Annotated in this window: 27 protein-coding genes and 2 tRNA genes; 20 read left to right on the top strand and 9 right to left on the bottom strand. The window is 42.7% G+C overall.

The genetic code is table 11. From position 1 onward, the window contains the following. Positions 1-75: transfer RNA gene (locus tag DKT75_RS02085), tRNA-Glu, on the top strand. Between the two features lie 27 nt (positions 76-102). Beyond that, positions 103-177: transfer RNA gene (locus DKT75_RS02080), tRNA-Glu, on the top strand. A 52-nt stretch (positions 178-229) separates the two neighbouring features. On the opposite strand, the gene DKT75_RS02075 is transcribed toward DKT75_RS02080, so the two are convergent. The 7 genes from DKT75_RS02075 to nadB all read right to left on the bottom strand — a co-directional run bounded on the left by DKT75_RS02075 (position 230) and on the right by nadB (position 8,077). After that, a complete protein-coding gene (locus tag DKT75_RS02075) occupies positions 230-1,681 on the bottom strand; it encodes an ATP-binding protein (protein ID WP_158278778.1) in 1,452 nt (483 codons plus the stop codon). 95 nt (positions 1,682-1,776) lie between these two features. Beyond that, a complete protein-coding gene (locus DKT75_RS02070; protein ID WP_109821779.1) occupies positions 1,777-2,460 on the bottom strand; it encodes a response regulator transcription factor in 684 nt (227 codons plus the stop codon). A 127-nt stretch (positions 2,461-2,587) separates the two neighbouring features. Continuing rightward, a complete protein-coding gene (locus tag DKT75_RS02065; protein ID WP_109821778.1) occupies positions 2,588-2,887 on the bottom strand; it encodes a hypothetical protein in 300 nt (99 codons plus the stop codon). A gap of 335 nt (positions 2,888-3,222) precedes the next feature. Next, positions 3,223-3,828: a DUF1287 domain-containing protein gene (locus DKT75_RS02060; protein ID WP_109821777.1), complete on the bottom strand. Its 606-nt coding sequence runs from the start codon at positions 3,826-3,828 to the stop codon at positions 3,223-3,225. After that, positions 3,798-4,985, bottom strand: a complete 1,188-nt coding sequence (locus DKT75_RS02055; protein WP_109821776.1) for a cupin domain-containing protein — start codon at positions 4,983-4,985, stop codon at positions 3,798-3,800. The genes DKT75_RS02060 and DKT75_RS02055 overlap by 31 nt, the downstream gene beginning before the upstream one ends. Positions 4,986-4,993: 8 nt before the next feature. Continuing rightward, positions 4,994-6,361, bottom strand: coding sequence for an adenylosuccinate lyase (gene purB / locus DKT75_RS02050; protein WP_109821775.1), 1,368 nt, complete (start codon positions 6,359-6,361; stop codon positions 4,994-4,996). Between the two features lie 102 nt (positions 6,362-6,463). After that, complete coding sequence (nadB, locus tag DKT75_RS02045; protein ID WP_109821774.1) at positions 6,464-8,077, bottom strand: L-aspartate oxidase; 1,614 nt, start codon at positions 8,075-8,077, stop codon at positions 6,464-6,466. Between the two features lie 345 nt (positions 8,078-8,422). Between nadB and rpoE the strand changes: the two genes are divergently transcribed. The 18 genes from rpoE (at position 8,423) to folK (ending at position 23,449) form a co-directional block, all read left to right on the top strand. Beyond that, positions 8,423-8,995, top strand: coding sequence for an RNA polymerase sigma factor RpoE (gene rpoE / locus DKT75_RS02040; RefSeq protein WP_109821773.1), 573 nt, complete (start codon positions 8,423-8,425; stop codon positions 8,993-8,995). Positions 8,996-9,029: 34 nt separating this feature from the next. Further along, positions 9,030-9,656, top strand: a complete 627-nt coding sequence (locus tag DKT75_RS02035) for a sigma-E factor negative regulatory protein (RefSeq protein WP_109821772.1) — start codon at positions 9,030-9,032, stop codon at positions 9,654-9,656. A 2-nt stretch (positions 9,657-9,658) separates the two neighbouring features. After that, a complete protein-coding gene (locus DKT75_RS02030; protein WP_109821771.1) occupies positions 9,659-10,552 on the top strand; it encodes a MucB/RseB C-terminal domain-containing protein in 894 nt (297 codons plus the stop codon). A gap of 30 nt (positions 10,553-10,582) precedes the next feature. After that, the gene (locus DKT75_RS02025; protein WP_158278777.1) at positions 10,583-11,059 is read left to right on the top strand and encodes a SoxR reducing system RseC family protein; all 477 of its coding nucleotides are present in this window, start codon (positions 10,583-10,585) and stop codon (positions 11,057-11,059) included. 84 nt (positions 11,060-11,143) lie between these two features. Further along, positions 11,144-12,568 carry a Do family serine endopeptidase gene (locus tag DKT75_RS02020; protein WP_109821769.1) on the top strand — a complete coding sequence of 475 codons (1,425 nt, stop codon included), beginning with the start codon at positions 11,144-11,146 and terminating at the stop codon, positions 12,566-12,568. Beyond that, positions 12,568-12,822 carry a glutaredoxin family protein gene (locus DKT75_RS02015; RefSeq protein ID WP_146201305.1) on the top strand — a complete coding sequence of 85 codons (255 nt, stop codon included), beginning with the start codon at positions 12,568-12,570 and terminating at the stop codon, positions 12,820-12,822. The genes DKT75_RS02020 and DKT75_RS02015 overlap by 1 nt, the downstream gene beginning before the upstream one ends. Beyond that, the gene (gene lepA, locus DKT75_RS02010) at positions 12,809-14,614 is read left to right on the top strand and encodes a translation elongation factor 4 (protein WP_109821767.1); all 1,806 of its coding nucleotides are present in this window, start codon (positions 12,809-12,811) and stop codon (positions 14,612-14,614) included. The genes DKT75_RS02015 and lepA overlap by 14 nt, the downstream gene beginning before the upstream one ends. Before the next feature lies 1 nt (position 14,615). After that, positions 14,616-15,410 (top strand): signal peptidase I, encoded by a 795-nt coding sequence (gene lepB, locus DKT75_RS02005; RefSeq protein ID WP_109821766.1) that lies wholly within the window; start codon positions 14,616-14,618, stop codon positions 15,408-15,410. A gap of 103 nt (positions 15,411-15,513) precedes the next feature. Further along, a complete protein-coding gene (locus DKT75_RS02000; RefSeq protein ID WP_109821765.1) occupies positions 15,514-15,933 on the top strand; it encodes a DUF4845 domain-containing protein in 420 nt (139 codons plus the stop codon). 47 nt (positions 15,934-15,980) lie between these two features. Further along, complete coding sequence (rnc, locus tag DKT75_RS01995) at positions 15,981-16,652, top strand: ribonuclease III (protein WP_109821764.1); 672 nt, start codon at positions 15,981-15,983, stop codon at positions 16,650-16,652. Then, positions 16,649-17,542 (top strand): GTPase Era, encoded by an 894-nt coding sequence (gene era / locus DKT75_RS01990; RefSeq protein WP_109821763.1) that lies wholly within the window; start codon positions 16,649-16,651, stop codon positions 17,540-17,542. The genes rnc and era overlap by 4 nt, the downstream gene beginning before the upstream one ends. Next, positions 17,542-18,234 (top strand): DNA repair protein RecO, encoded by a 693-nt coding sequence (gene recO / locus DKT75_RS01985; protein ID WP_109821762.1) that lies wholly within the window; start codon positions 17,542-17,544, stop codon positions 18,232-18,234. Before era ends, recO begins: the two co-directional genes overlap by 1 nt. A 79-nt stretch (positions 18,235-18,313) precedes the next feature. Then, positions 18,314-18,691 (top strand): holo-ACP synthase, encoded by a 378-nt coding sequence (gene acpS / locus DKT75_RS01980; RefSeq protein ID WP_109821761.1) that lies wholly within the window; start codon positions 18,314-18,316, stop codon positions 18,689-18,691. A 2-nt stretch (positions 18,692-18,693) separates the two neighbouring features. Next, a complete protein-coding gene (gene cysM / locus DKT75_RS01975; protein WP_109821760.1) occupies positions 18,694-19,587 on the top strand; it encodes a cysteine synthase CysM in 894 nt (297 codons plus the stop codon). Next, on the top strand, positions 19,584-20,324 hold the full coding sequence (locus DKT75_RS01970) for a hypothetical protein (protein WP_109821759.1): 741 nt from the start codon (positions 19,584-19,586) through the stop codon (positions 20,322-20,324). The genes cysM and DKT75_RS01970 overlap by 4 nt, the downstream gene beginning before the upstream one ends. Before the next feature lie 15 nt (positions 20,325-20,339). Then, complete coding sequence (parC, locus tag DKT75_RS01965) at positions 20,340-22,562, top strand: DNA topoisomerase IV subunit A (protein ID WP_109821758.1); 2,223 nt, start codon at positions 20,340-20,342, stop codon at positions 22,560-22,562. Positions 22,563-22,598: 36 nt separating this feature from the next. Further along, positions 22,599-22,964 (top strand): dihydroneopterin aldolase, encoded by a 366-nt coding sequence (gene folB / locus DKT75_RS01960; protein ID WP_109821757.1) that lies wholly within the window; start codon positions 22,599-22,601, stop codon positions 22,962-22,964. Then, a complete protein-coding gene (gene folK / locus DKT75_RS01955; protein WP_109821756.1) occupies positions 22,961-23,449 on the top strand; it encodes a 2-amino-4-hydroxy-6-hydroxymethyldihydropteridine diphosphokinase in 489 nt (162 codons plus the stop codon). The genes folB and folK overlap by 4 nt, the downstream gene beginning before the upstream one ends. Here the strand turns inward: folK and DKT75_RS01950 are convergent. Both DKT75_RS01950 and cyoE read right to left on the bottom strand, forming a co-directional pair. Then, complete coding sequence (locus DKT75_RS01950; protein ID WP_109821755.1) at positions 23,446-23,625, bottom strand: DUF2970 domain-containing protein; 180 nt, start codon at positions 23,623-23,625, stop codon at positions 23,446-23,448. The two genes, folK and DKT75_RS01950, sit on opposite strands and share 4 nt — an antisense overlap. Positions 23,626-23,636: 11 nt before the next feature. After that, positions 23,637-24,536 (bottom strand): heme o synthase, encoded by a 900-nt coding sequence (gene cyoE / locus DKT75_RS01945; protein ID WP_109821754.1) that lies wholly within the window; start codon positions 24,534-24,536, stop codon positions 23,637-23,639. Positions 24,537-24,538: the final 2 nt, after the last annotated feature.

Below are 24,538 nucleotides of genomic sequence, written 5' to 3'. Positions count from 1 at the left end.
GTCCCTATCGTCTAACGGTTAGGACATCGCCCTTTCACGGCGGTAATCGGGGTTCGAATCCCCGTAGGGACACCATCTTAATAATTAGAAAGTCTATATGTGGTCCCTATCGTCTAACGGTTAGGACATCGCCCTTTCACGGCGGTAATCGGGGTTCGAATCCCCGTAGGGACACCATCTTTACTGCATTCGCAGAATTAACTACCTTATTAATTTTTTAGTCTATACCTTATACAGGTAGATGTAGTCTTACGCGTGCGCCAACGAATGGTGACATTAGTAGGGTGATCTTTCCGCCAGCGTTCTGCACTATTTCCGCACTAACCGCTAAGCCAATACCTTGACCTTCAGTCTTGCTATCAGCACGCATGCCTCTTTTTAATAGTTGTGAAGGGTTGTTGTCTGGGAAGCCCATTCCATCATCGTCAATATCAACAATTAAAAAGTTTACATCGAGTGTTGATGTGACTGTTATTTTTGATTCGCAGAATCGGCAGGCGTTATTCAGCAAGTTGCCAAACACTTCCATTATGTCATCGTACTCGACGCGGCACTCTGCAAACTCGTCGATATCAATATCCATATCAAATAGCTTGTCATAATGTACCTTGATCAATGACTCACGCAGTCGGAATACAATAGGGCGTAGCTTTTCGAGTTTTATAATCGCATTGTGATCGCTGACGACGGCACGACGAAGGTGGTAATCAACTAGTGCGCTCATTCGTTGAATCTGCTCGTCTATATGGGCTTGTTGGTTTTCTTTCCCATCCTCACTTGCGCGAATGGATGCACCTTGTAGTGCTGCTAAAGGTGTTTTTAGTGCATGTGCGAGGTTATCAAGTGCATCTCGGTATCGCTTCTTTTGGCCTTTTTCTGAATTTATAAGTGTATTGACTGCACTCTTGATCGGAGTCAATTCGCTTGGGTAGCTGTGTTCTATGCGTTGCTTGTTACCAGACTCGATAAGTTTTATTTCTTTTTCAATGCGTCTAATTGGGGCAAGTACGATGTAGCTACCAACAAATTGAGCGATTAGTACAAAGAGGGTGGTCATTAGCACAAGCCCGCCGATACCTTTTGCTAATTCGTTTTTAACTTTTTTATAGCCTTCAGCAGATTTTGCGATCACGATTCTAAAGCGTTGGTCCTGGTCGTAGCCAAAATCTTGAGAGTAGACAATGTACTCAGTGTCTTTATCGGTGAATTTTTTGTTTCGCGGGTTACGACCCTTGGATTCAATTGGTTTTGTTATTACGACGGTGTGTTCGTCGGTAGGTATTTGTTGTGGGAATTTAAACGTAGAAAAGTCCCGTTTTGCCAATGAATTATACGGTGATATATCATTAATAGGTCTTTCATTGGGGTGTTTGCTAGACCATGAAATGCTTTGAGTCTTTATGTCTTGAATATAAGCATAATACTCTTTTTCTTTGATGTCGTTAAACGGGTCGGTAAATCCAAGGTCTTTTAAGCGATTTCTAAAGTCGGATTCTTTAACGTGTTCGCCTAAAACAAAAAGATCTAGGCTGCCATCGCGCTCAATAGAATCAAGAATCATAGAGGCGTCAGAGTTCATTCTGGCGCCTTGATTACTTAGTGATGAGTGGCTTTTGAAAAAGTAATAAACAAGCCCACTTACAGCAACACCTGTAGCAATAATAACTAACGATGATGCCATTTGGCGCCATCGTAAAGAATTAATCAGATTTGATAGGACCGTCTTGTTTTTCTGCCCAGCTGACATAATTCCGTTATCTTGCATGTATCCCTACATTATTGGTTATTCCTTGGGAGTGTGAAACGGTAGCCTCTGCCACGCAATGTTTCAATAGGTCCCAAAGTGTTGTCTTTATCGAGTTTCATTCTAAGTCGACGAATGAATACTTCAATTACGTTACTGTCACGATCAGAGTCGTCATCGTACATGCTTTCAGTAAGATCAGTCTTAGAAATCACTTCGCCTGCATGTAGCATTAAGTGCTGTAGAACTTTATATTCGTACGCCGTTAATGAAACTTCTTCGTCGTTTAAATAAACGCGTTGCTCTGAAGTGTTTAAGCGAATAGGGCCGCAATCAAATTCGGTTTGTGCCCAACGCCCAGTACGTCTCAGAAGTGCTCTTAGTCGCGCTAGGAGTTCTTCATGATGGCAAGGTTTATCTAGGTAGTCATCTGCGCCTGCTTCAAGTCCTTCTACTCGGTCTTGCCAGCGATTTCTTGCTGTAAGAATAAGCACGGGGTAATCAAGGTTCTTTGTGCGAATGTTCTTGATTATATCCATGCCGCTCACTTCGGGCAAGCCTAAGTCAATAATGGCAATATCGATTGGATATTCTAGGGCGTAATATAGGCCTTGTGAGCCATCTGCTGCAGCATCAACTACGAAGCCTGCTTTCTTAAGAATTCGGGTGAGATCTTCACGAATTTCGGTGTTGTCTTCGACTATTAGCGCTCTCATAATCACCCCTGATGTTGTTAAATTATTAATTTTTAGTCGTATTTTTACTCAGAAGTCTAATATAGATACTATGCCGTATGAATACTAGGTCTATGTATAAAAATTGTAAAATCTTACTTCTGAGTAACTACTGACAGTTTATTTTTAAAATTGTGATAATACCTTCGTGCGTCATCAATCTAACAATGTAGCAATCAGGAAAACCTTCTTTTGGGGATTTGTGGAAGCCAACGCCGCGCCCTTTGTTTGCATATTTTGTTTTAACAAAGTTCACGACTTGTAAAGAGCTAACCTCTCTACCGATTTCAGCTCTATCCAATTTATCATAGATAATACCTGATCCTGCTAGAGCAGTGCCTGATAGTGTCACCAGTGCAGATGCAGCGCTTATTTTCAGTTTTAATATGGCATGAGTTATATTAGCCATGTCCTTTCCCCAATGTATTAGTACTACTGAGCGCTCCTTGGTTCATAAGGTTGCTCAAATCATTTCCATTTAAATAAAATACATCGAAATGTATATTTTTATAGCAATATACTATTTTGAGATTTCATTACAATGCTCGTGCGGTGTTTATATAAGTCCACTCATATAAGCACACAGGAAACGACTTCTTAATTATTGGTTCTTAAGTTTCCCTAAAGCCAAATGGGCGCGCCCTACGCCACATTTGATGTTTGGATCAATTATTGAATTTTTATTCTGAATATAAGCTGAATGAATGGTTTTATAATTATTCGTATGTGTCTTATTTTACGGTGCTATTGGGCTGGTTGGTATCTGAAGTGGCCAGTTATATCCATATCAAACAGTGTATTACTGTACTCTGGTCCATTACTTATGTTGTGAATAATGAGCGGTGTGATGCCGTCGGTTGAAAGTTTATCTGAGACAATACCAATATGAGGCAGGCCTGGGCGGATGTTCCACGTTACTAAATCACCTGGTCGGTAATTTCTTGGGTTATAGCTAATTGGAAGGCTTTGTCCTGCGCGAGCGAAGAATACCTGTAAGTTGAGCACGCGACGGTGGTCAATGTTGGAGTCAGGTTTTCGAAGGCGCCATTGAGTGAAGCTAGGGTAGGCATGGAAGTTAATCGACATGTCGTGATTTACAAGGTGTTGTAAGTCGATATCTAGCTTTCTATAGGCCCGTATAACGACGTCACTACACACGCCGATATTGTCAGGGACATCTCCCCAAGGGAAACCTATAGGCTCATAGCGGCCGTTATAGGTAACCACGTGTTTAGTACGCTCATCTGCAGCATTAGCTAAAAGTTGGCCAAAATGGTTATTAGCTAATGCGGATTGAGAGCTGGCAAGTAAACCTGCCGCTAAGATAATTGCTCTTGATAGGGGGTGCATGGGGATGGCTCCATTAATACTATGTTATTATTTTTTATTAGTGTATTAATTAGCTCCCGAATATCGCTATCGCGACAAACTGAGGCTAGTGCATCGGCTTTATATTCTAGCTCGTTGCAAAGATACTGTATCGCTTCAAGCTTGTTTGAGTCTAGTGAATACTCGGTTCCTCCGACGAATAGCTGTAATGAGTCATCAGTTAAGGTGTAGGCTAGTCTCATGCCAGGGAAGCGTTGATAGTCATGCTCAGCAAGTAGCTCTTCTACGAGCTGATCTTCCATTGATTCAACGAGTTTAGGGTCAGGTCGCTTACCCTCAGTTAGGTACTTTCCAAGCCATGTATCTAAGTCACCCGTTGAGTTCTCAATGCCATCTAGTAGTATTTTACGCAAGGCTGCTAAGTCGCCTTGTTTAATTTCACCAGGGCTTTTCTGAGGCTTTCTTCTAGCATCACTAAAACGTTTTTTGAATGCTGGCGTTTCACCAATATCATCAAGCCATGCCTGAACGAGTTCACCACTAGCGGGTGCTCTAAAGCCAATTGAAAGTGTCATGCATTCACCATCTGCTACGCCATGATGTGGCAGATTCGGCGGTAGATATAACATGTCGCCCGGTTCGAGTGTCCAGTCCTGAGTCGGTTTGAAATTTTTGAGTATCTTAAGCTCCGGTCCTTCCAGTGCTGTTTCATCAAAGTAAGGTGAATCATCGATTGACCAATGTCGCTTGCCTTCAAGTTGAATCAAGAAAACGTCATAATCATCAACGTGAGCACCAACAGAGCCTTTGTCGCTTGCAAAGCTGATCATAAGATCATCAATGCGCCAGTCTGGAATGAAGCGAAATGCTTGTAGATATTCCTGCAATTCAGGAAGATACGTTTCGATGTCATTAACTAACAAGGTCCAATTAGTTTTTGGAAGGCTTGTAAAGTCAGACTCTTTGAAAGGGCCCTGTTTAAGTTGCCACGGTTTTTCACCGTGCTCAATCAAAAGGCGTGCCGGTGCTTCAGTATCAAGGGCTATTCCCGCAAGTTCTCCTGCATCAAAGCCAAGCTCTGGTGTATCAAATGCACCACGAATACATAGTGGTTTTTGTTGCCAATGCTCTTGTAAGAAGCTCTCAATAGAAACTGAACCAAACACGCCTTTAGACATAACTACCTTTAAATACTTTTAGCTTGATCAACTGCATTACCGATGTAATTTGCAGGTGTTAATGTGTGAAGCTGTTGCTTCACTTCTTCTGGTAGCTCAAGTGTGTCAATGAACTCAGCCATGTCAGCTGCGTTTATACGACGACCACGTGTCAGTGCTTTTAGCTTCTCGTACGGCTTTTCGATACCGTGGCGACGCATTACCGTCTGAACGGCTTCACCTAGAACTTCCCAGTTACCATCTAGCTCATTGGCAATACTTTCTTGGTTTAGCTCTAACTTGCTAATACCTTTCAGTGCTGAGTTGTAAGCAATCATGCCGTGACCCATGCCTAGACCAAGCGCACGTAAAACAGTTGAATCTGTTAGGTCGCGCTGTAGTCGAGATACAGGAAGCTTTTGAGAGAGGTGTGTCATCAGTGCATTAGCGATGCCTAAGTTACCTTCGGCATTTTCAAAGTCAATTGGGTTAACTTTGTGAGGCATTGTTGATGATCCAACTTCACCCGCGATAACTTTCTGCTTAAAGTGGCCGAATGAGATATAGCTCCAAACGTCACGGCAGAAGTCGATCATGATGGTGTTGTAACGACACTGCGCGTCAAATAACTCAGCAATATAGTCGTGAGGTTCGATTTGAGTTGTATACGGGTTCCAAGTTAAACCTAGAGACTCAACAAAGTTTTGAGCGAATGCTTGCCAGTCAACTTCTGGGTAAGCGCAAATGTGAGCGTTGTAATTACCAACAGCACCATTGATTTTACCAAGGATGACCGTTGATTTAACTTGTTCGATTTGGCGGCGAAGGCGAGCCACAACGTTTGCCATTTCTTTACCAATAGTACTTGGTGAAGCGGGTTGGCCATGTGTTCTACTTAAAAGTGGATCACTTGCGTGGTTGTGTGCAAGGCCGGTAATAGCCGTTTCAAGCTCTTCTAATTTTGGTACTAGAATATCATCACGTCCACCTTTTAGCATCAGGCCATAAGATAGGTTGTTGATGTCTTCTGAGGTGCACGCAAAGTGAATGAATTCACTGACCGCATTAATCTCAGTATTATCCGCAATCGCTTCTTTTAAGAAGTACTCAACGGCTTTAACGTCATGGTTCGTCGTTCTTTCGATTTCTTTAACACGTGCAGCGTTTTCTTCATTGAAGTTATCAACGATGTTGTTTAGTACAGTCGTTGCTTCTGCTGAAAAAGCAGGTACTTCTTTAATTAGCTCGTGAGCCGCAAGTGCTTGCAACCAACGCACTTCAACTAACACTCTGTGCCGGATTAAACCGTATTCGCTGAAATAAGGGCGAAGGCCCTGAGTGTGACGCTCATAGCGTCCATCAACCGGAGAAAGGGCGGTAAGGCTAGAAAGATTCATGCGGGGTTCCGTGTATTGGATAACAGGTAAAAATAGGGGCATAGTATATGACGAATACCACACCCCTGACAAAGTATCTTATGTTTTAACCGCGTTGCTAAATTAGTGAGGGCGCCTGATTGGGTCAAGAATGCTGTTTACTTGATCAAGTTCTGGATTGGTGTCGGGAAAGTCGAGGGTGTAATGTAATCCACGGCTTTCTTTACGTTCCTGTGCTGAACGAATGATGAGTCGGGCGACTTCTGCAAGATTACGCAATTCGATTAAATCTGCGGTGATGTTAAAGTTGACGTAGTACTCATCAATTTCTTTAAGCAATAACTCAATACGGTTACGCGCTCTGGCAAGGCGTTTAGAGGTGCGCACTATACCTACATAGTCCCACATGAAGCGTCGAACCTCATCCCAGTTATGGTTGATGACAACACGTTCGTCAGAGTCTGTGACTCGACTAGCGTCCCAGCTTGGAATGTCTACTTCTGGGAAAGGTGTGTCGAAGTTCTTTTCAATGTCTTCAGCGCACGCTTTGCCATAAACAATGCATTCTAGTAGGGAGTTGCTAGCCAGTCGGTTTGCACCGTGTAAACCAGTGAAGCTAGTTTCGCCAATGGCATACAAATTGTTAACGTCGGTATGTCCGTTGCTATCTACCATGATTCCGCCACAAGTGTAGTGTGCTGCTGGAACGACAGGGACAGGTTGCTTACTCATGTCATAACCAAAGCTGTAGCAAGTTTCGAAGACATTAGGAAAATGTTTGAGAATAAAGTCTTTTGGTTTATGACTGATATCCAAGAAAACAGAGTCAATACCGAGGCGTTTCATCTCGTGATCAATGGTACGGGCGACGATATCACGCGGAGCTAGTTCGCCTCGTGGGTCATAGTTTTGCATAAAGCGGGTGCCATCAGGAAGGAGTAGTCTTCCACCTTCGCCACGAACCGCTTCAGTAATCAGGTTGGACTTTGCATGAGGGTGGTAAAGACAGGTCGGATGAAATTGCATGAATTCCATATTCGCGACTCGGCAACCAGCTCGCCAGCCCATCGCTATGCCATCACCGCTAGCGCCGTCTGGGTTGCTGGTATAAAGATAAACTTTGCTGGCACCGCCAGTGGCTAGTATTGTGTACTTTGCAGAAAAAGTTGAGACATTTTTCTTTTTACGGTTGAGTACATAAGTACCTAAACAACGGTTTTCCCTTGTCATACCAAGGCGTCGAGTTGTGATTAGGTCAATGGCGATGTGGTGTTCAAATAATGTAATGTTTGTCTTGGCTTTGACTTGAGCGAGTAGGGTTGTTTCTATTGCTTTACCACTGGCGTCATCGGCATGAGCGACTCGTCTATTTGAGTGTCCACCTTCACGAGTAAGGTGAAGGTCACTAGCTTTGTCTGAGTTTGGTGCGTCACTATTGCGCGTGAACGGGACGCCTTTATCAAGTAGCCACTGTATCGCTTCGCCACCATTGCTTACTACGTGTTCGACGGCTTCTTTGTCGCAAAGTCCAGCACCAGCAATTAGTGTGTCAGAGATGTGTGACTCTATGGTGTCTGATTCGTCTATGACCGCTGAAATCCCTCCTTGTGCGTAATAAGTACTGCCTTCTTGAAGCTCATCTTTACTTAGGACAGCGACACTCATTGTATCGGGAAGGCTGACTGCTAAGCTAAGGCCAGCCGCACCACTACCTATTATTAGAACATCATGTTGCATAGCTGATTTACCTTCTTAGTTAAGTGAGCGCTCCAATGTTGCAATTCATTATAGTGGAACTTTCTTTAAAACATAATGGCATTACATTTTCTTGGCGAAGTAGCGCTTGTCAATTAGCACTAGTTCAATTCAGTGTGTATCTGTAGTATGTTCTCGCCTCCGAAGTAAAGGCAGTTTAACTCGCTTAGTTGGTGGCCATTTGTCAGTCATTTGCAAAACAGTTGAACTATCGCCTGATTCAGCTCTCTTAAGGGTAGTTGGGATGGTTTATACTTCACGTGGCAATAATGTTACTATCCATGCAGTCCAAATGGATGGTTTATATAACTAAGGAGTACAGCCCTAATGGGCGTGAACCAAACCGATCTAGAACTGGTCAAACGTGTGCAGGCAGGCGACAAGTCGGCGTTTGATATATTGGTTCTTAAGTACCAGCAAAAGGTCATCAATTTGGTGAACCGCTACGTTCGCGACCCTCACATGTCGATGGATGTAGCGCAAGAAGCGTTTATCAAGGCTTATCGAGGTCTTGGGAATTTTCGTGGTGACAGTGCTTTCTATACATGGCTTTACCGTATAGCGATTAATACAGCCAAAAATTACTTGGTATCTAAGAATCGTCGTATGCCAGATAGCGATATTGATGCGCAAGAAGCGGAGCAATATGGTAGCGCGGATGCGTTACGCGAAGTGGCAACACCAGAAAACGAATTATTAAAAGATGAAATACACGTCACTGTGATGGATGCGATAAGTGCGCTTCCGGAAGATTTACGAGTAGCTATTAGTCTACGGGAGCTAGAGGCGATGAGTTATGAAGAAATTGCAGAAGTGATGGAGTGTCCGATTGGGACTGTTCGTTCGCGAATTTTCCGGGCACGAGAAGCAATAGAAAAGGAGCTAAAGCCTTTGTTATAAGGTTTTAGTCTATTGGGCATAATGGGTTGATTTTATGAGTCATATCACTAAAGAAGAATATTTGTCAGCGTTTCTAGATGGCGAGTCAGGTTCTTTTGAGCAACAACGATTGAGTGATCAGTTGGGTACTGATGATTTGATGCAAGAAAAACTATCGGACTTTGCGTTAATCGGTGAGTCAATGAGAAATCAGGCGCAGCCATTGGTGGCTGGTCCGTCTTTTCTTTCGGGTATTCAAGATGCAATCGCTGAAGATGAGTGTGTTGTAATTACTGACACTGAAGAGCCTCAGGTTAAGGCAGCTGAAGTTATCGATAAGAAGCATTTTTTTCCTCGTCAAGTAGTGGGTTATGCTGTTGCAGCATCAGTTGCTGCTATCGCTGCTGTTAGTTTGCAAAGCTACCTAGCGCCTATTTCATCTGATGTGACGATGGCTAAGGCAACATCATCTGTAGAGCGAGCGAGTACTGCTAAGGTTGCAGTAATGAGTGCTTCTATGGCGGTTGAGCCGAAGCGTTTAGCTGAAAGTATTAGCTATGCGACACCTGATGCTGAGACTCGTGGGTTAATGAATCAGTATGTTGCGCATCACTTGCAATATGCTAGTACCAGTACTTTGATGCCGCGCGTTAGAGCTGTTAGTTATTCAACGGACTTTTAAGTATGAATTGTCGGATTGCCGTAATGCTAGTGTCTGCTTTTCTTGTTTCGCCGGTTGTGGCTGCGGACTCAGGGTCAGATCTTCTAATAAAAATGAATAATGCATTACACCGAATGAATTACAGTGGAACGCTGGTTCATATCAAAGGTAATGGTATAAATACTTTGCGTGTAGATCATGAAGTCATTAATGGTGTTGAAAACGAAACAATTTCTAGTTTAAATGACGGGAAAGATTCGGTTTCATCTCAAAGCCAAGGCTTTAGTCTTGCGATGGTGCCAGACTCTATCGAGCAAATGCGAAATGTGTATTCGTTAGATGTTGGTGCGATGAAGAAAGTCGCAAAGCGTGACTGTCAAATAGTGGTTGCGCGACCAAAAGATAAGATGCGTTACTTGCAAAAATATTGCATAGATAAGTTGACCGGCTTGCCGCTCGCTTATTCTTTAATAGATAATAAGCACCAGACGGTTGAGCGATTTACGTTCACAGAAGTTACTATTTCTGTCGCTGAAGCGGGTAATGCTGTTGATTCTGCAAGTACAATGTCACCACCACAGACATGGATCCCTGATACCCTACCTTCGGGCAAATGGTCTATTTCAGAGTTGCCTAAAGGTTTTCACTTTGGTCAGCATATTGCTTCACAGCAGGCTGAGACACAGAAGGGGCTCAATACAGAGCACTTTGTTTTAACGGATGGTTTGAGTTCGATTTCAGTATTTATTTCGCCAATTACTACCGCTAAGCCGAAACCTATCAGTTCATTAAGCTCTGGCGCATTGAATGTATTGACCTCGCAGAAGAATAATCACAGAATAACATTAGTTGGTGAAGTACCTCGTGCAACCATGCAGAGCATTCTTTCCAATCTAAAGTACCAAGAGAATCCTTAAGGTATTAATAATTTACGCATAGGGGGCATGATGATTGAAGAAAAAGCTGTTGTGGTTAGTAGCAATGCACAATACGCGTGGATCGCTCCGCTCGAATCATCAAAATGCTCCGGCTGTACTTCTGCGTCATCATGCTCAACATCCTTTCTAAGTAGTATTCTCGAACGAAAAGCTCAACGCACTATACGTATTGATAATTTAGACAACGTTTCTGCGGGTGATAACGTCATTGTAGGTATTCACTCTGTGAACTTGCTTTGGGGAACTATAATCGCTTATCTGTTACCCATACTTTGTTTGATTGTTTTTGCACTAATCGGTCAAGTCTTCTTTAGCGAAGTGGCCAGTATTTTACTTGGTTTTTTTGGTTTGTTTTTTGGCTTAGTTGCTGCGAATAAAACGGCTGCTAATGCATCTGTTTGCGGTAAGTTAGAGCCTGTTATGCTGGGCAAAACTAACGAAAAAGTCATTGAATTTACTCAGGATGTAAATTTACTTAGGTTATAATAGCGCCACTTTACTCGCGCCAAGCGCTATAAAATAATAATTTATATGGCCTAGTCGCAGATACTTCCTTGGAGATTTATTCTAATGCGTATGTGGGCTTCATTTCTTACTACCTTATTACTCTTTCTTTCTTCATTAGCAGCAGCTAATGATTTTCCTGACTTTACTACTCTGGTCAAGCAGCAAAGTGCATCCGTTGTAAATATTAGCACTGAGCGTCGTCTACCTAATCGATCGAAACTTCCTCCCGGAATTGAAATACCTGAGGGTGGTACTGGTAATGAAGCATTAGATGAGTTTTTAAAGCGCTTCTTTGAGTATGGTGAGGAAGAAGACGATAGCGGTAATGATTCACTAGGTTCAGGTTTTATAGTTTCTGCTGATGGCTACATTATTACTAATCATCATGTTGTTGATGGCGCTGATGAAATTATGGTGAATCTAAATGATCGCCGTGAGCTCTCTGCTTCAGTAATTGGAACGGATAAGCGAAGTGATTTGGCGCTGTTAAAAATTGATGCGAAAGATTTACCTGTTGTGACTTTCGGGAGCTCTGAGGATTTGGAGGTTGGCGAGTGGGTAATTGCGATTGGCTCACCGTTCGGGTTTGATCATAGTGTAACTGCAGGTATCGTGTCTGCTAAAGAACGTAATTTACCCGCTGAAAGTTATATTCCCTTTATTCAAACTGATGTTGCAATAAATCCGGGTAATTCTGGTGGTCCACTATTTAACCTTAAGGGTGAAGTAGTCGGTATTAATTCTCAAATTTATAGTCGCACAGGTGGTTTTATGGGGTTGTCATTTTCGATCCCAGTTGATGTGGCTAAGAATGTAATTGATCAGCTTAAAGAGACGGGTGAGGTTCGCCGTGGTTGGTTAGGTGTTTATATTCAAGAAGTGACACGACAATTGGCGACAACCTTTGGTCTAGATCATCCAGTAGGGGCCTTAGTTGCTCAAGTAATGCCCGGTGGGCCTGCTGATGGGGTTTTAAAACCAGGTGATGTGATTTTGGAGTTTGCTGGGAAGTCTGTTGATAGCTCAGCAACACTGCCTTTTCATGTTGGCTCTGCATCCATTGATAAAGATGTTGATGTTTTAGTGAAGCGCAATGGTTCTAACTTATTGGTTAGTCTGAGGTTGGGCGAGCTAAGGCAGCAAGATCTTAAAGAGCAAGAAGAAGAGGTTGAAGAAAAAGAAGAACAAACCTCAGATATCGTAGTAGGCCTAGCAGTAGAAAATATTGATGATGATATTCGCGAGTCTGTTGGTATTGATGAAGGCGGAGTTTTAGTCCAGCGTGTTCTTAGTGACGCGGCGATGTCTGCAGAGGTTGAACGTGGTGATATTATTACGCGTTTCGATGGTCAGCTTGTTGAGGATGTGCAGGGCTTGCTCAAATTAAGTAAGTTAGTAAATACTGATAAGCCGGTCGCTATTTTGGTGATTCGTGATGGTGCTGCACGCTTCTTAGTGTACAAACCTGAAGAGCGCTCCGAAAAATAGTGGCATACGAAAATGAGCTGATAGTGTATTATCGCCAAGGCTGTCACCTCTGTGAGGAGATGGGCGCACATCTACATCAGCACCAATCTGAGTTTAAATATCATTTAAACTGGGTGGACATTGATAAAGATCCTGAGCTAAAACGCATCTATGATGTGGACGTACCTGTTGTACGGTACAAGGGTGAAGTGATTTTTTATCATTTTTTTGACGAAGAACAACTAAGACTATCGTTTGCCAATGGCCCAAGCTAATCAAAATATCCGAAATTTCTCGATCATTGCTCACATTGATCATGGTAAATCAACACTTTCAGATCGCTTCATTCAGCACTGTGAAGGTTTGTCAGAGCGTGAGATGTCAGCTCAAGTACTTGATTCTATGGATCTTGAGCGTGAGCGTGGTATCACAATCAAAGCGCAGAGTGTCTCACTAGATTATAAGGCAAGAAATGGTGAGACTTACCGTCTAAACTTCATCGATACACCGGGGCACGTTGACTTCTCTTATGAAGTATCGCGTTCTCTTTCTGCGTGTGAAGGTGCTTTGTTGGTTGTTGATGCCTCTCAAGGTGTTGAGGCGCAGAGTGTTGCAAACTGTTACACGGCAATCAATCTTGATTTAGAAGTTGTGCCAGTACTTAATAAAATAGATTTGCCGGCTGCTGACCCTGATAGAGTTTGTCAAGAAATTGAAGATATCATTGGTATTGATGCGCTAGATGCTGTGCATTGTAGTGCAAAAACGGGTATCGGTATCGAAGATATATTGGAGGAATTGGTTAAACGTATTCCTCCACCACAAGGTGAGGTAGATGCACCACTGAAAGCGCTAATTATCGATTCTTGGTTTGATAACTACCTAGGTGTTGTTTCGTTAGTACGTGTTATGCAGGGACGTGTTGCGAAGAAGCAAAAAATTCGCGCGATGCATACTAGTATGGATTTTCAGGTTGACCGTGTTGGTATTTTTACGCCAAAAATGAAAGACCGTGATTACTTAGAGGCAGGAGAAGTAGGTTTCATCATTGCTGGCATTAAAGAAATTGATGCCGCTAAAGTGGGTGACACTTTTACTGATGCAAGTAATCCTGCGCAAACGGCATTAGAAGGCTTCCAAGAAGTACAGCCTCGCGTATTTGCCGGTATTTTCCCTGTCAGCTCTGATGACTACGAAGGGCTTCGTGATGCACTGAGTAAACTTAACTTGAATGATGCATCGTTAAGTTATGAGCCTGAGACATCTCAAGCGCTTGGTTTTGGTTTCCGTTGTGGTTTCTTAGGCATGCTCCACATGGAGATTGTTCAAGAGCGTCTTGAGCGTGAGTATGACCTAGATTTGATCACAACTGCGCCTACGGTGATTTATGAGGTTGAGCAGACGGATGGTGAAGTCATTCGAATGCATAACCCATCACAGATGCCACCAATTAACAAAATTTCTGAAATTCGTGAGCCAATTATTAAGGCGAATATTCTGGTACCTCAGGATTACCTTGGTAATGTTATTACGCTTTGTATTGAAAAGCGTGGTGTGCAAACGAATATGCAATATATGGGTACTCAGGTTAATTTGAGCTATGAGATGCCTTTGAGTGAAGTTGTTTTAGACTTTTTTGACCGGCTGAAGTCAGTGAGTCGCGGTTACGCCTCATTTGATTACGAATTAAGTCATTTCTCAGCGGCTAAGCTGGTGCGTGTTGATATTTTGATTAACGGTGATCGAGTGGATGCGTTGGCTGTTATTGTCCATGCTGATTTTGCTCAAGCACGCGGTCGTGATCTTGCCGAGCGAATGAAAGAAATTATTCCAAGACAGATGTTTGATGTTGCTATTCAGGCTTCAATTGGTACCAATATCATTGCTAGAACTAACGTGAGAGCGCTGCGTAAGAACGTTATTGCTAAGTGCTATGGTGGTGATGTGTCGCGTAAAAGAAAGCTGCTAGACAAGCAGAAGAAAGGTAAGAAGCGTATGAAGCAGGTTGGTAACGTGGAAATACCTCAAGAAGCATTTTTAGCCGTACTTAGAGTGGATGATAAGTAACATGGAAATTTTTTACGGTATTGAGTTTTGGTTAGTACTGGCGACAATTGTTTGTGGTTTGATTATGTTTATTTATCGCTGTGTCATGGGACGAAAGCGAGCTGAATATAAAGATCCAATGTTGATTGATTACGCACGTTCATTTCTTCCAGTGTTATTGGTTGTTGTGTTCTTAAGGTCATTTATCATTGAACCATTTCGTATTCCGTCAGGCTCAATGATCCCAACGCTAGAGATTGGTGATTTTGTAGTAGTTAAGAAGTATGCCTACGGGATTAAACTACCCGTTATCAATAAAAAGATATTTGATGTCGGTGAGCCAGAGCGTGGCGATGTAGTGGTATTTAAGTACCCTAACAATCCAAGTATTAATTATATCAAGCGTTTAGTGGGTTTGCCTGGTGATCATATTCAATGGACATCGGACAAAAGATTATTGGTCAATGGTGAGGTTGTTGCTCAGAAGTCTCTAGCAGCCTATCCTTATACATCGTCTGCTGGTGTTAAGTTTGACGTGCCGCATATTACTGAGTCGATGAAGTCAGGTGATGGTGAGCGCGAATATAATATTGTTTACTCTCGTGATACTGCAAATGGTGTCGGTGAGTGGGTCGTTCCTCAGGGGCAGTTCTTCATGATGGGTGATAACCGTGATAATAGTAATGACGGGCGCTTCTGGGGATTTGTTCCAGAGAAGTACCTTGTTGGGCAAGCGTCGCTTGTCTGGTTACATTGGAATTGGCAGAGCGGTGGAGATGGCTTTGAATTCTCTCGTATAGGTACATCACTGAATTAAAGTTGTACAGCCGCCCGTCAACTGTGTTTGACAGGGTGGCTTTCAGGCAAACACAATAGCAATAAGAAAAACTCCTGAAACTCAAAATAAAGATAATAATAAAATGAAAAAATCACAGCATAAACAGCAGGGTGCAACACTCATTTCTTGGTTGATTGGTATTTCTGTCGGTATTTTAATTATCAGTGCGGGTTTAAAAGTCGGCCCGAGTTATTTAGAGTTCAACTCAGTTAGGTCTTTAATGAATAACATTGCAGCTGATGCCGGTTCTGAAAAAGCTAACCGACGTGAGTTAATGGCTAAGGTTGAAAAGCACTTAAACATTAATAACTTGGCAGACCTTGAGAAAGCTTATTACAGCAGTAAAGGCTCTAAAGATAACCCATTTCAAATCGTTAAGCTTAAAAAGAGTAATAAACGTGAATTAACGGTAGAATACGAAGTTAAGAAGACTTGGCTTGGAAATTTATCGTTTTTAATAGACCATAAGTATGCTGTTGAGCTAGGTAGTAGCGGAAAATAAGTAGGTCGGGTGTCTTCAGTCGGCTGTAAATTGGAAAGAGTAATCGATTGTCGAAACAACTAAAAAAATTATTGGGTACTGAGTTCTTAAACAGCTCAGTATTCAAGCGCGCGATGACGCATCGCAGCGTCAGCGGTAAAAATAACAACGAGAGAATGGAGTTTCTCGGTGATAGTGTTTTGGGTGTAGTAATCACTGAAGCGCTGTATCATGGTATGCCCGATGCAACAGAGGGTTACTTGAGTCGTTTACGCGCTTCACTAGTCAATGAGTCTGTACTGGCTGAGATTAGTATTGAGTTAAAGCTAGGTGATCTCTTAAAGCTAGGTTCTGGAGAATTAAAAAGTGGTGGCTTTCGACGCTCATCTATTCTTGCAGATGCCTTAGAGGCACTTATTGCTAGTGTCTTCCTTGATCAAGGAATGGAAGCAGCTAAGGCATTAGTACTTAGCTTGTTTGACGTTCGTTTGAAAAACTTACCTGCTGAAGATGAGCTAAAAGATCCTAAAAGTCGTTTGCAAGAGTTCCTTCAGTCTCGTGGTCATGATATTCCTAGTTACACTCTTCTTTCGACGACTGGCGATGCCCACCGTCAAACATTCACAACTGAGTGTTTTATTGAAAGTCTAAATATTCGTACGCAAGGCGCTTCAACAAGTCGCCGAAAAGCTGAACAAGAATGTGCTGCATCAGCATATCAAAAGGTAATTTCAAAATGAATAAACGATGTGGTTCTGTCTCAATTATCGGCCGTCCTAATGTTGGAAAATCAACGCTACTTAACCTATTAGTTGGTTATAAAATCTCAGCGATTGCTAATAAGCCTCAAACAACTCGAACAAATATTCGTGGGATTGTTACGAAGGATAACTATCAGCTGATTTTTACCGATACGCCTGGGATCCACCAGCAAGCTAAAAACCTACTTAATATGACATTAAATAGTGAGGCAGTAGCCGCGCTTGAGTCGGTTGATGCGGTTGTTATGATTGTAGAAGCGCTTAAGTGGACAGATGAAGATGAGTTGGCGCTAAAGCGTCTTAAGCATATTAAAGTGCCAGTATTTTTGTTGGTCAATAAAGTTGATCGCGTTCAGCAAAAAGAACGTCTTTTCCCGTATTTGGAAAAAGTGGCTGCTAAGTATGATTTTAAAGAAATTATCCCGGCTTCTGCTACGAGTGAAATTAATATAGATCGTTTGCTTGAGGTGCTTGTAGAAGCAGTGCCAGAAGGTGAGTGGTCTTATGATGAAGACAGTATTACTGATCAACCAGTTCGCTCTATATGTGCTGAGTTAATTCGTGAGCAGCTAGTGTTGAATCTGCATCAAGAGTTACCTTACTTCACTGCGGTTAATATCGAACGTTATGAAGAAACTGATCGTCATGTTGAAATTGACGCTGTCCTTTGGGTGGCGCGTGAAAGTCAGAAAGGAATTATCATCGGTAAAAAAGGTGAGACTCTAAAGCGCATTGGAACAGATGCTCGTCGCTCGATTGAAGAATTTGTCGATAAAAAAGTAGTGCTTAAGCAGTGGGTTAAGCTAGAAGAAGATTGGCATAATAATCCACGACACTTGCAAGAGCTTGGGATTATGTCTAACCGCTAATGGCGAGTTCTACTGGCTATATTCTCCGAACACGGCCTTATACCGAGTCAAATGTGATCGTGGACTTATTCACACACGAACAGGGTCGTCTGACCTGTATGGCACGACCTGCAAAGGTTCGAGGGAAAGTACAGAAAGGGCATTTACAAGCATTTCGCCTACTTCAGTTTGAATGGCAGGGGCGTGGCGAAATGGGTAAGCTCACTCAGACAGATGAGCGTTACCGGCACCGCATACCAGCAGGGCACTTACTCTATGGTTTGTATCTCAATGAGTTATTACTCAAGTGCTTAAAGCCACACACATCTTTGGATGGCTTGTATGAGAACTACCAGCGGTGTTTATCATTATTGGTGGACTCTGAAATCCCCATGATTGTATTGATGCGCTTCGAACTTCTTCTGCTTGAAGGTTTGGGGCACATAATCAACTTGTGGCAGTTGGAATCAAGTGATGCTGATATATTGGTGACTGAACGTTATATTTATCGTTTAGGTATCGGTATGTCGCTGTTTAATCGTAATCAACAGCAAATGGGTGGTATCCCTGTATCAGGAGAGCTACTTGTAGCGCTTCGTTCGCCTGAGTTGATGGATATGTCACAATACTCCGAGCTACGCGTTTTTCTAGACCACCTCTGGTTGAGGGTTTTAGGGAAGCCGCTAAATAGTCGAAAGTTGTTAATCTTTTGAAACCACAACAATACTTAGAGTTTTGGTATTCCTTTTAAAAAAAAGAGATAATCATTCTTTTGTATTAGTGGGCTAGTCGATGATTATTGGGATAGGGGTAGATATAGCCAAAGTATCGCGCTTCGAAAAAGTGTTAGAGCGTCACGGCGAACGCTTCGTGGAGCGTATACTGCATCCTAATGAGCAAAATCGATACCAAACGCACGGTCAGCCTTTGTCATTCTTTGCTAAACGTTATGCAGCAAAAGAAGCACTGTCAAAAGCTTTGGGAACAGGGATCGCTAAAGGCGTTAACTTTAATGAAATCGAAGTTCGCCAAGATGAAAATGGTCGCCCATTTCTTGTTTTGCATGAGTCGACACTCGAAGTCGCTAATAAATTGGGCGTGAAAAATCTGTTTCTATCGCTTTCAGATGAGCAGGAATACGCGATCGCAAACGTAGTACTTGAGGGGTAAGTATGGACTATCAGACGATAGAGTCATTAGTTGGTAACACGCCATTAGTGCGCCTACAAAGAATCCCAGGTCACACTAATAACACGCTACTAGTTAAGTTAGAAGGCAATAATCCGGGTGGCTCAGTCAAAGATCGAGCAGCATTGAGTATGATTAAACAAGCTGAGGCTCGCGGTGAAATTAAACCGGGTGATAGCTTGATTGAAGCGACTAGCGGAAATACTGGAATTGCTTTGGCAATGGTTGCGGCAATTCGCGGCTATAAGATGAAGCTCATCATGTCTGAAAGCATGAGTGAGGAACGTCGTGCCTCCATGAAAGCTTATGGCGCAGAAATTATTTCTGTATCTGCCAAAGAAGGCATTGAAGGCGCGCGCGATCTTGCAATGACTATGCAGGCAGCTGGTGAAGGTAAAGTGTTAAATCAGTTTGCAAATACCGATAATCCTTTGAGTCATTTTGAGTCCACAGGGCCAGAAATTTGGCGAGACACCCAAGGTCAAGTGACTCATTTCGTTAGTGCAATGGGAACAACGGGGACCATTATGGGTAATTCTCGTTATCTCAAACAGCAAAATCCAAATGTACAAATTGTTGGTGTGCAGCCTGCAACTGATAAGGATTCTATTCCGGGGATACGCCGTTGGCATAGTGATTACTTACCAGAGATATATGCCCCATCAAGAGTGGATATGTTGTTGGATGTTACACAGCTTGAGTCTGAGATAATGATGCGTCGATTGGCGACAGAAGAAGGTATCTTTTGTGGTGTCTCATCGGGCGGTGGTGTTGTAGCTGCTTTGAAGTTATCTGAGCAGGTGGAAAACGCCACAATCGTAAGTATTATTTGTGATCGAGGCGATCGTTATATTTCAACAGGAGTTTTTCCTTCATGACACGTTTAGCATTAGCTATTGCAGCTGTACCCGATGTAGAAGCAGGGCGCGCAATTTATAATTTGGGCGACCTCGCTGATGAAGGGGTTTATAAGGCCATGGTGCACCTGCATAATCAACAGCGTGGTACTGAGCGTTTGCCACTGTATCAATACCAAATTGTTTCAGCATCTGTTGTGGTAGAGGCTGATAATGGTGAAGTAAGCGTTATCTCTATTTCCGAAGGTACTGAGCATGAGTTGTTAGTGCGCCTTGCTGAGTTGATGGAGACTGCCTCAGAGTTGGTGTCATGGGATGGTGATAATTTTGACCGTCCGGTATTGGCTTACCGATATTTGAAACATGGCATTACTTGCCCAGCAATATTTGATCAATTGTCAATTGATTCAATTGTTCATACAACCTTGAGTACTGAGTTATCTGGCTATCATGAAGCTAGACGATTACCTTTGTCAGAGCTGGCCTCAGTACTAAGTTTGCCGAGTGCCATTGGTTTAGAGCGTATTAATATTTTGGAGTGTTATCAGCACGGAGAGTTGACTGAGCTAAGTCATGCCTGTGATGCGGATGCATTAAATAGCTTCTTGATTAGTAAGCGTTTAGAGCTAACAAAAGGCGAACTAAATAATAGTGAGTATCAGAAAGGTTGTGATACATTGCATGACTACCTGAGTGAATCTAAAAAAACTCACCTTAGCCAATTCGCAATGGCGTGGCTACCGAATAACAACAAGTAAGAAGCTGTATAGATTATGGGTGAAAAGTTAGCGTTACAAGATTATACAGAGAAAGCGTATTTGGACTATTCCATGTACGTTATTTTGGACCGAGCCTTACCAAATATTGGTGATGGGCTTAAGCCTGTTCAGCGACGTATTATTTACGCGATGTCTGAGCTTGGTCTATCGGCTGCCTCTAAGCATAAAAAGTCTGCCCGTACGGTCGGTGACGTGTTGGGTAAATTCCACCCGCATGGCGACAGTGCTTGCTATGAAGCAATGGTATTGATGGCTCAGCCGTTTTCATACCGTTATCCGCTAGTTGACGGTCAGGGTAACTGGGGTTCTTCAGATGACCCGAAGTCTTTCGCAGCGATGCGTTATACCGAGTCACGTCTAACGCCTTACGCTAAAGTATTATTACAAGAGTTGGGTCAAGGGACGGTTGATTGGAATCCAAACTTTGATGGAACTCTGTCTGAGCCAGCGTTATTGCCAGCAAGATTACCTAATATTTTATTGAATGGTGGCTCTGGAATCGCAGTGGGTATGGCGACAGATATTCCACCTCATAACTTACGTGAAGTTGTATCTGCTTGTTTACACCTGTTAGACCATCCTGATGCTGATTTAGAAGAAGTTTGTGAATTCATTCAGGGGCCTGACTATCCAACGGCTGCAGAAATAATAACGCCTCGTGAAGACTTGATGGCGATGTATGAAAAGGGCGGTGGTAGTGTCCGCATGCGTGCACGTTGGGAGAAGGAAGGGAGTGATGTCATCATCACCGATCTTCCCTATCAAACATCGGGTAGTAAAGTACTTGAGCAAATTGCACAACAAATGCGTGCCAAAAAGCTGCCAATGGTTTCTGACTTAAGAGATGAGTCTGATCATGAAAACCCGACTCGTTTAGTGGTGACGCCGCGTTCTAATCGTGTGGATATAGCTCAGCTTATGTTACACCTATTTGCTAGTACTGATCTTGAACGAAGCTACCGCGTCAATATGAACATGATTGGCACGGATGGTCGCCCACGTGTTCGCAATCTTCGTGAAACGTTGGTTGAGTGGTTGTCGTTTAGACGAGATACAGTAACTAAACGTCTAGAGTGGCGTTTAGCGAAAGTGTTAGATCGTTTACATATTTTGGAAGGTTTGTTAGTCGCCTATCTAAATATTGATGAAGTAATCGAGATCATTCGTACAGAAGATGAGCCAAAGCCAGTGATGATGGCTCGCTTTAATATCTCAGAGATTCAAGCGGAAGCTATCCTTAATATTCGCCTACGTAATTTGGCGAAACTGGAAGAGTTTACACTTCGAGCTGAGCAGGATGAGCTTGAAGATGAGCGTGATTACCTTGAGGGTTTACTAGGTTCGCCAGAGCTACTGTCTGACTTAATCCGTACTGAGTTACGAGAAGATGCAGAAACGTATGGTGATGATCGTCGTTCACCACTGAAGCAGCGTGAAGCAGCTCAACAAATTGATCAAGCAGCATTAATGCCGAGTGAGCCGATTACGGTTGTTTTATCTAAAATGGGTTGGATACGAGCGGCAAAAGGTCATGAGATTGATGCTGAATCATTAAGTTATAAAACGGGTGATAGTTTCTGTGACTCTGCTTACGGGCGCTCAAATCAGCAAGTTGTACTGATGGATAGTACCGGACGAAGTTACTCTCTACCTGCTCATGCTTTACCTTCGGCGAGAGGTCAGGGTGACCCATTGAGTAGTCACTTTACGCCACCTGCAAATGCCTTGTTTGAGAAAGCACTGATGTGTCCGGACAAGCAGTATCTATTAATGGCAAGTACCATGGGGTACGGGTTTGTTTGTCAATTTGATGGCTTAATTAGCCGTACCAAAACTGGTAAGGCGATTGTTACCTTAGCTAAGGGTGCTAAATTATTAGATCCAAGTCCAATTGCTTCTGTTGAAAATGGTTATATTGCTGCGGTTACAAGTGCTGGTTATTTGCTAGTTGTTAATGTGGCTGAGATACCTCAATTAGCGCGTGGTAAGGGTAATAAAATTATCAATATCCCAGCAGCGAAGTTGAAGGCTGGCGAAGAGTCGGTTGTGTCAGTGGTTGCCTTGGCTGCAGATGCGAAATTGATTATTCACGTTGGTAAGAAGCATAAAGCAATCTCTGGCGAAGAGCTCCAAGAGTACGTTGCTGAGCGTGGTAAGCGCGGTAAAATGTTACCGAAAGGCTACCAAAATGTAACTCGTTTAGAAGCGCAGACTTAAGTGCTTTTGTTGTTATTACTTAACTAGGAATTTCACGTGGATATTGTTTACATTCGTGACTTGCGGGTTGATGCTTGTATTGGGATTTATGACTGGGAACGTAAGATTCGCCAGCAGATTCGAATTGATTTAGATATGGGGTGGGACAATCGTCCTGCCGCAGAAACGGATGATATTCAATACACCCTAAATTACAAAGAAGCAGCAAAGTTAGTAGAAACTTTCGTAATGAATAGTGAGTTTCAATTAGTTGAAACGTTGGCTGAGCAGATTGCGGCACTACTACTATCAGATATGAAACTGCCTTGGGTGAAAGTCAGTTTGGGTAAGCCAGTAGCGGTCAGTGGCTCCCAAGAAGTCGGCGTAATTATTGAGCGTTTAGCTAAAGGGAGTGCGGAATGACTAAGGTATATGTAGATATTGGTAGTAACATCGACCGTGATACTCATATCTGTGCATGCGTTCAGCAGTTACGTAAGGATTTTCCAGATATCGTTTTTTCAAAAGCTTATGAGTCAAAGGCGGAAGGTTTTGTCGGAGATGATTTTATCAATCTTTCTGCAGGCTTCGATACAGTGATGCCTTATGACGAATTGAGGGCTTACTTGAAGAACTTAGAGCGTAAGCAAAATAGAGTACGCAATGGCGAGAAGTTTGTGTCCCGCACTGTAGACGTAGACATACTCTTATTTGGTGATGAGATATTAAAACCTAAAAGGGATGTGCCTCGCGCAGAGATTCTGAAGTTTCCTTTTGTGCTTTACCCATTAGCTGAAATAGCTGCGGATGTGATACACCCTGAATTGAAGAAAACCATTGCTGAAATAGCTCAAGATTCTGAGCTAGATCGCAGCAGTATTTGGAGTGCAAAGCTGACTTGCCTTTAAGGTAAAATTAGCTGAACTACTGTGTAAATAGAAACAACAAAAATAATAGCCATTAGCACCCCTGCCACAATGAAAGGGGTTGCGCTCTTCTTCGTAAAGTCATCCTCTAAATTTTTCTTTTTCTGTACGCCTACAAAAGCGGCCATGACACTTTTTATCGCATTGAAAAATTCCATGAGGTTAACTCCTAAAGTATTTGACTAAGGTGTAAAGGGAAGTAGTGATCAACCAATAAAATCACAAATAGCACCATCAAATAATTGATTGAGTAGCCAAATGTTTTCATTGGAAGCTTTTCATCATTAGGTTTTCTAAGCATTTCAACGGCGTAATATAGAAAACCAATACCCAGTACTACAGCGCCGACTAAGTAAATAAGTCCACACATGCCGACTAAGTAAGGGACTAAAGTAACGATAAACAAAATGATGGTGTAAAGCAGTATCTGTAAGCGAGTAAACGCGCGGCCATGTGTCACTGGTAGCATCGGTACATCAACTTTAGAGTACTCAGCATGTCTGTGTATCGCTAGCGCCCAAAAGTGTGGTGGTGTCCAAATAAAGATAATCAAAAAGAGTAGCAACGCATCAAGCTCTACTTGATTGGTTATAGATGTCCAGCCCAACACTGGTGGAGCCGCGCCTGCTGCACCACCAATGACGATATTTTGTGGTGTGGCACGTTTAAGATACATGGTGTAAACAACTGCATAACCTATCAACGCAAAGAAGGTTAGCGTTGCGGTCAGCACATTAACCCAAAGCGCCAATATACCTAAGCCTATTACTCCGATAATGACACCGAATATAATTGCTTGCTTAGTGTTTACTTTGCCTTCTGGCATTGGGCGGTTTTTAGTGCGCTTCATGATAGTATCAATACGCTGATCAACGACATGGTTGAAAACAGCGGCTGAGCAAGAAGCTAAAGCGATACCAATTGATGCGAGTATTACCAATTGTATTGGTGGCAACGCATCTGTTGCCATATACATGCCGACAATTGCCGTCAGCATAATGAGTGCAACCACCTTCAATTTACAGAGCTTGAGAAAGTCGTTGAGTGTTGGGAGTGTTGAATTAGTCATTA

This window comes from Leucothrix arctica (genome assembly GCF_003172895.1).
Classification (GTDB): Bacteria; Pseudomonadota; Gammaproteobacteria; order Thiotrichales; family Thiotrichaceae; genus Leucothrix; species Leucothrix arctica.
Note: the sequence above shows the minus strand (reverse complement) of the source record. Positions and strands in the feature narration are given on the sequence as shown.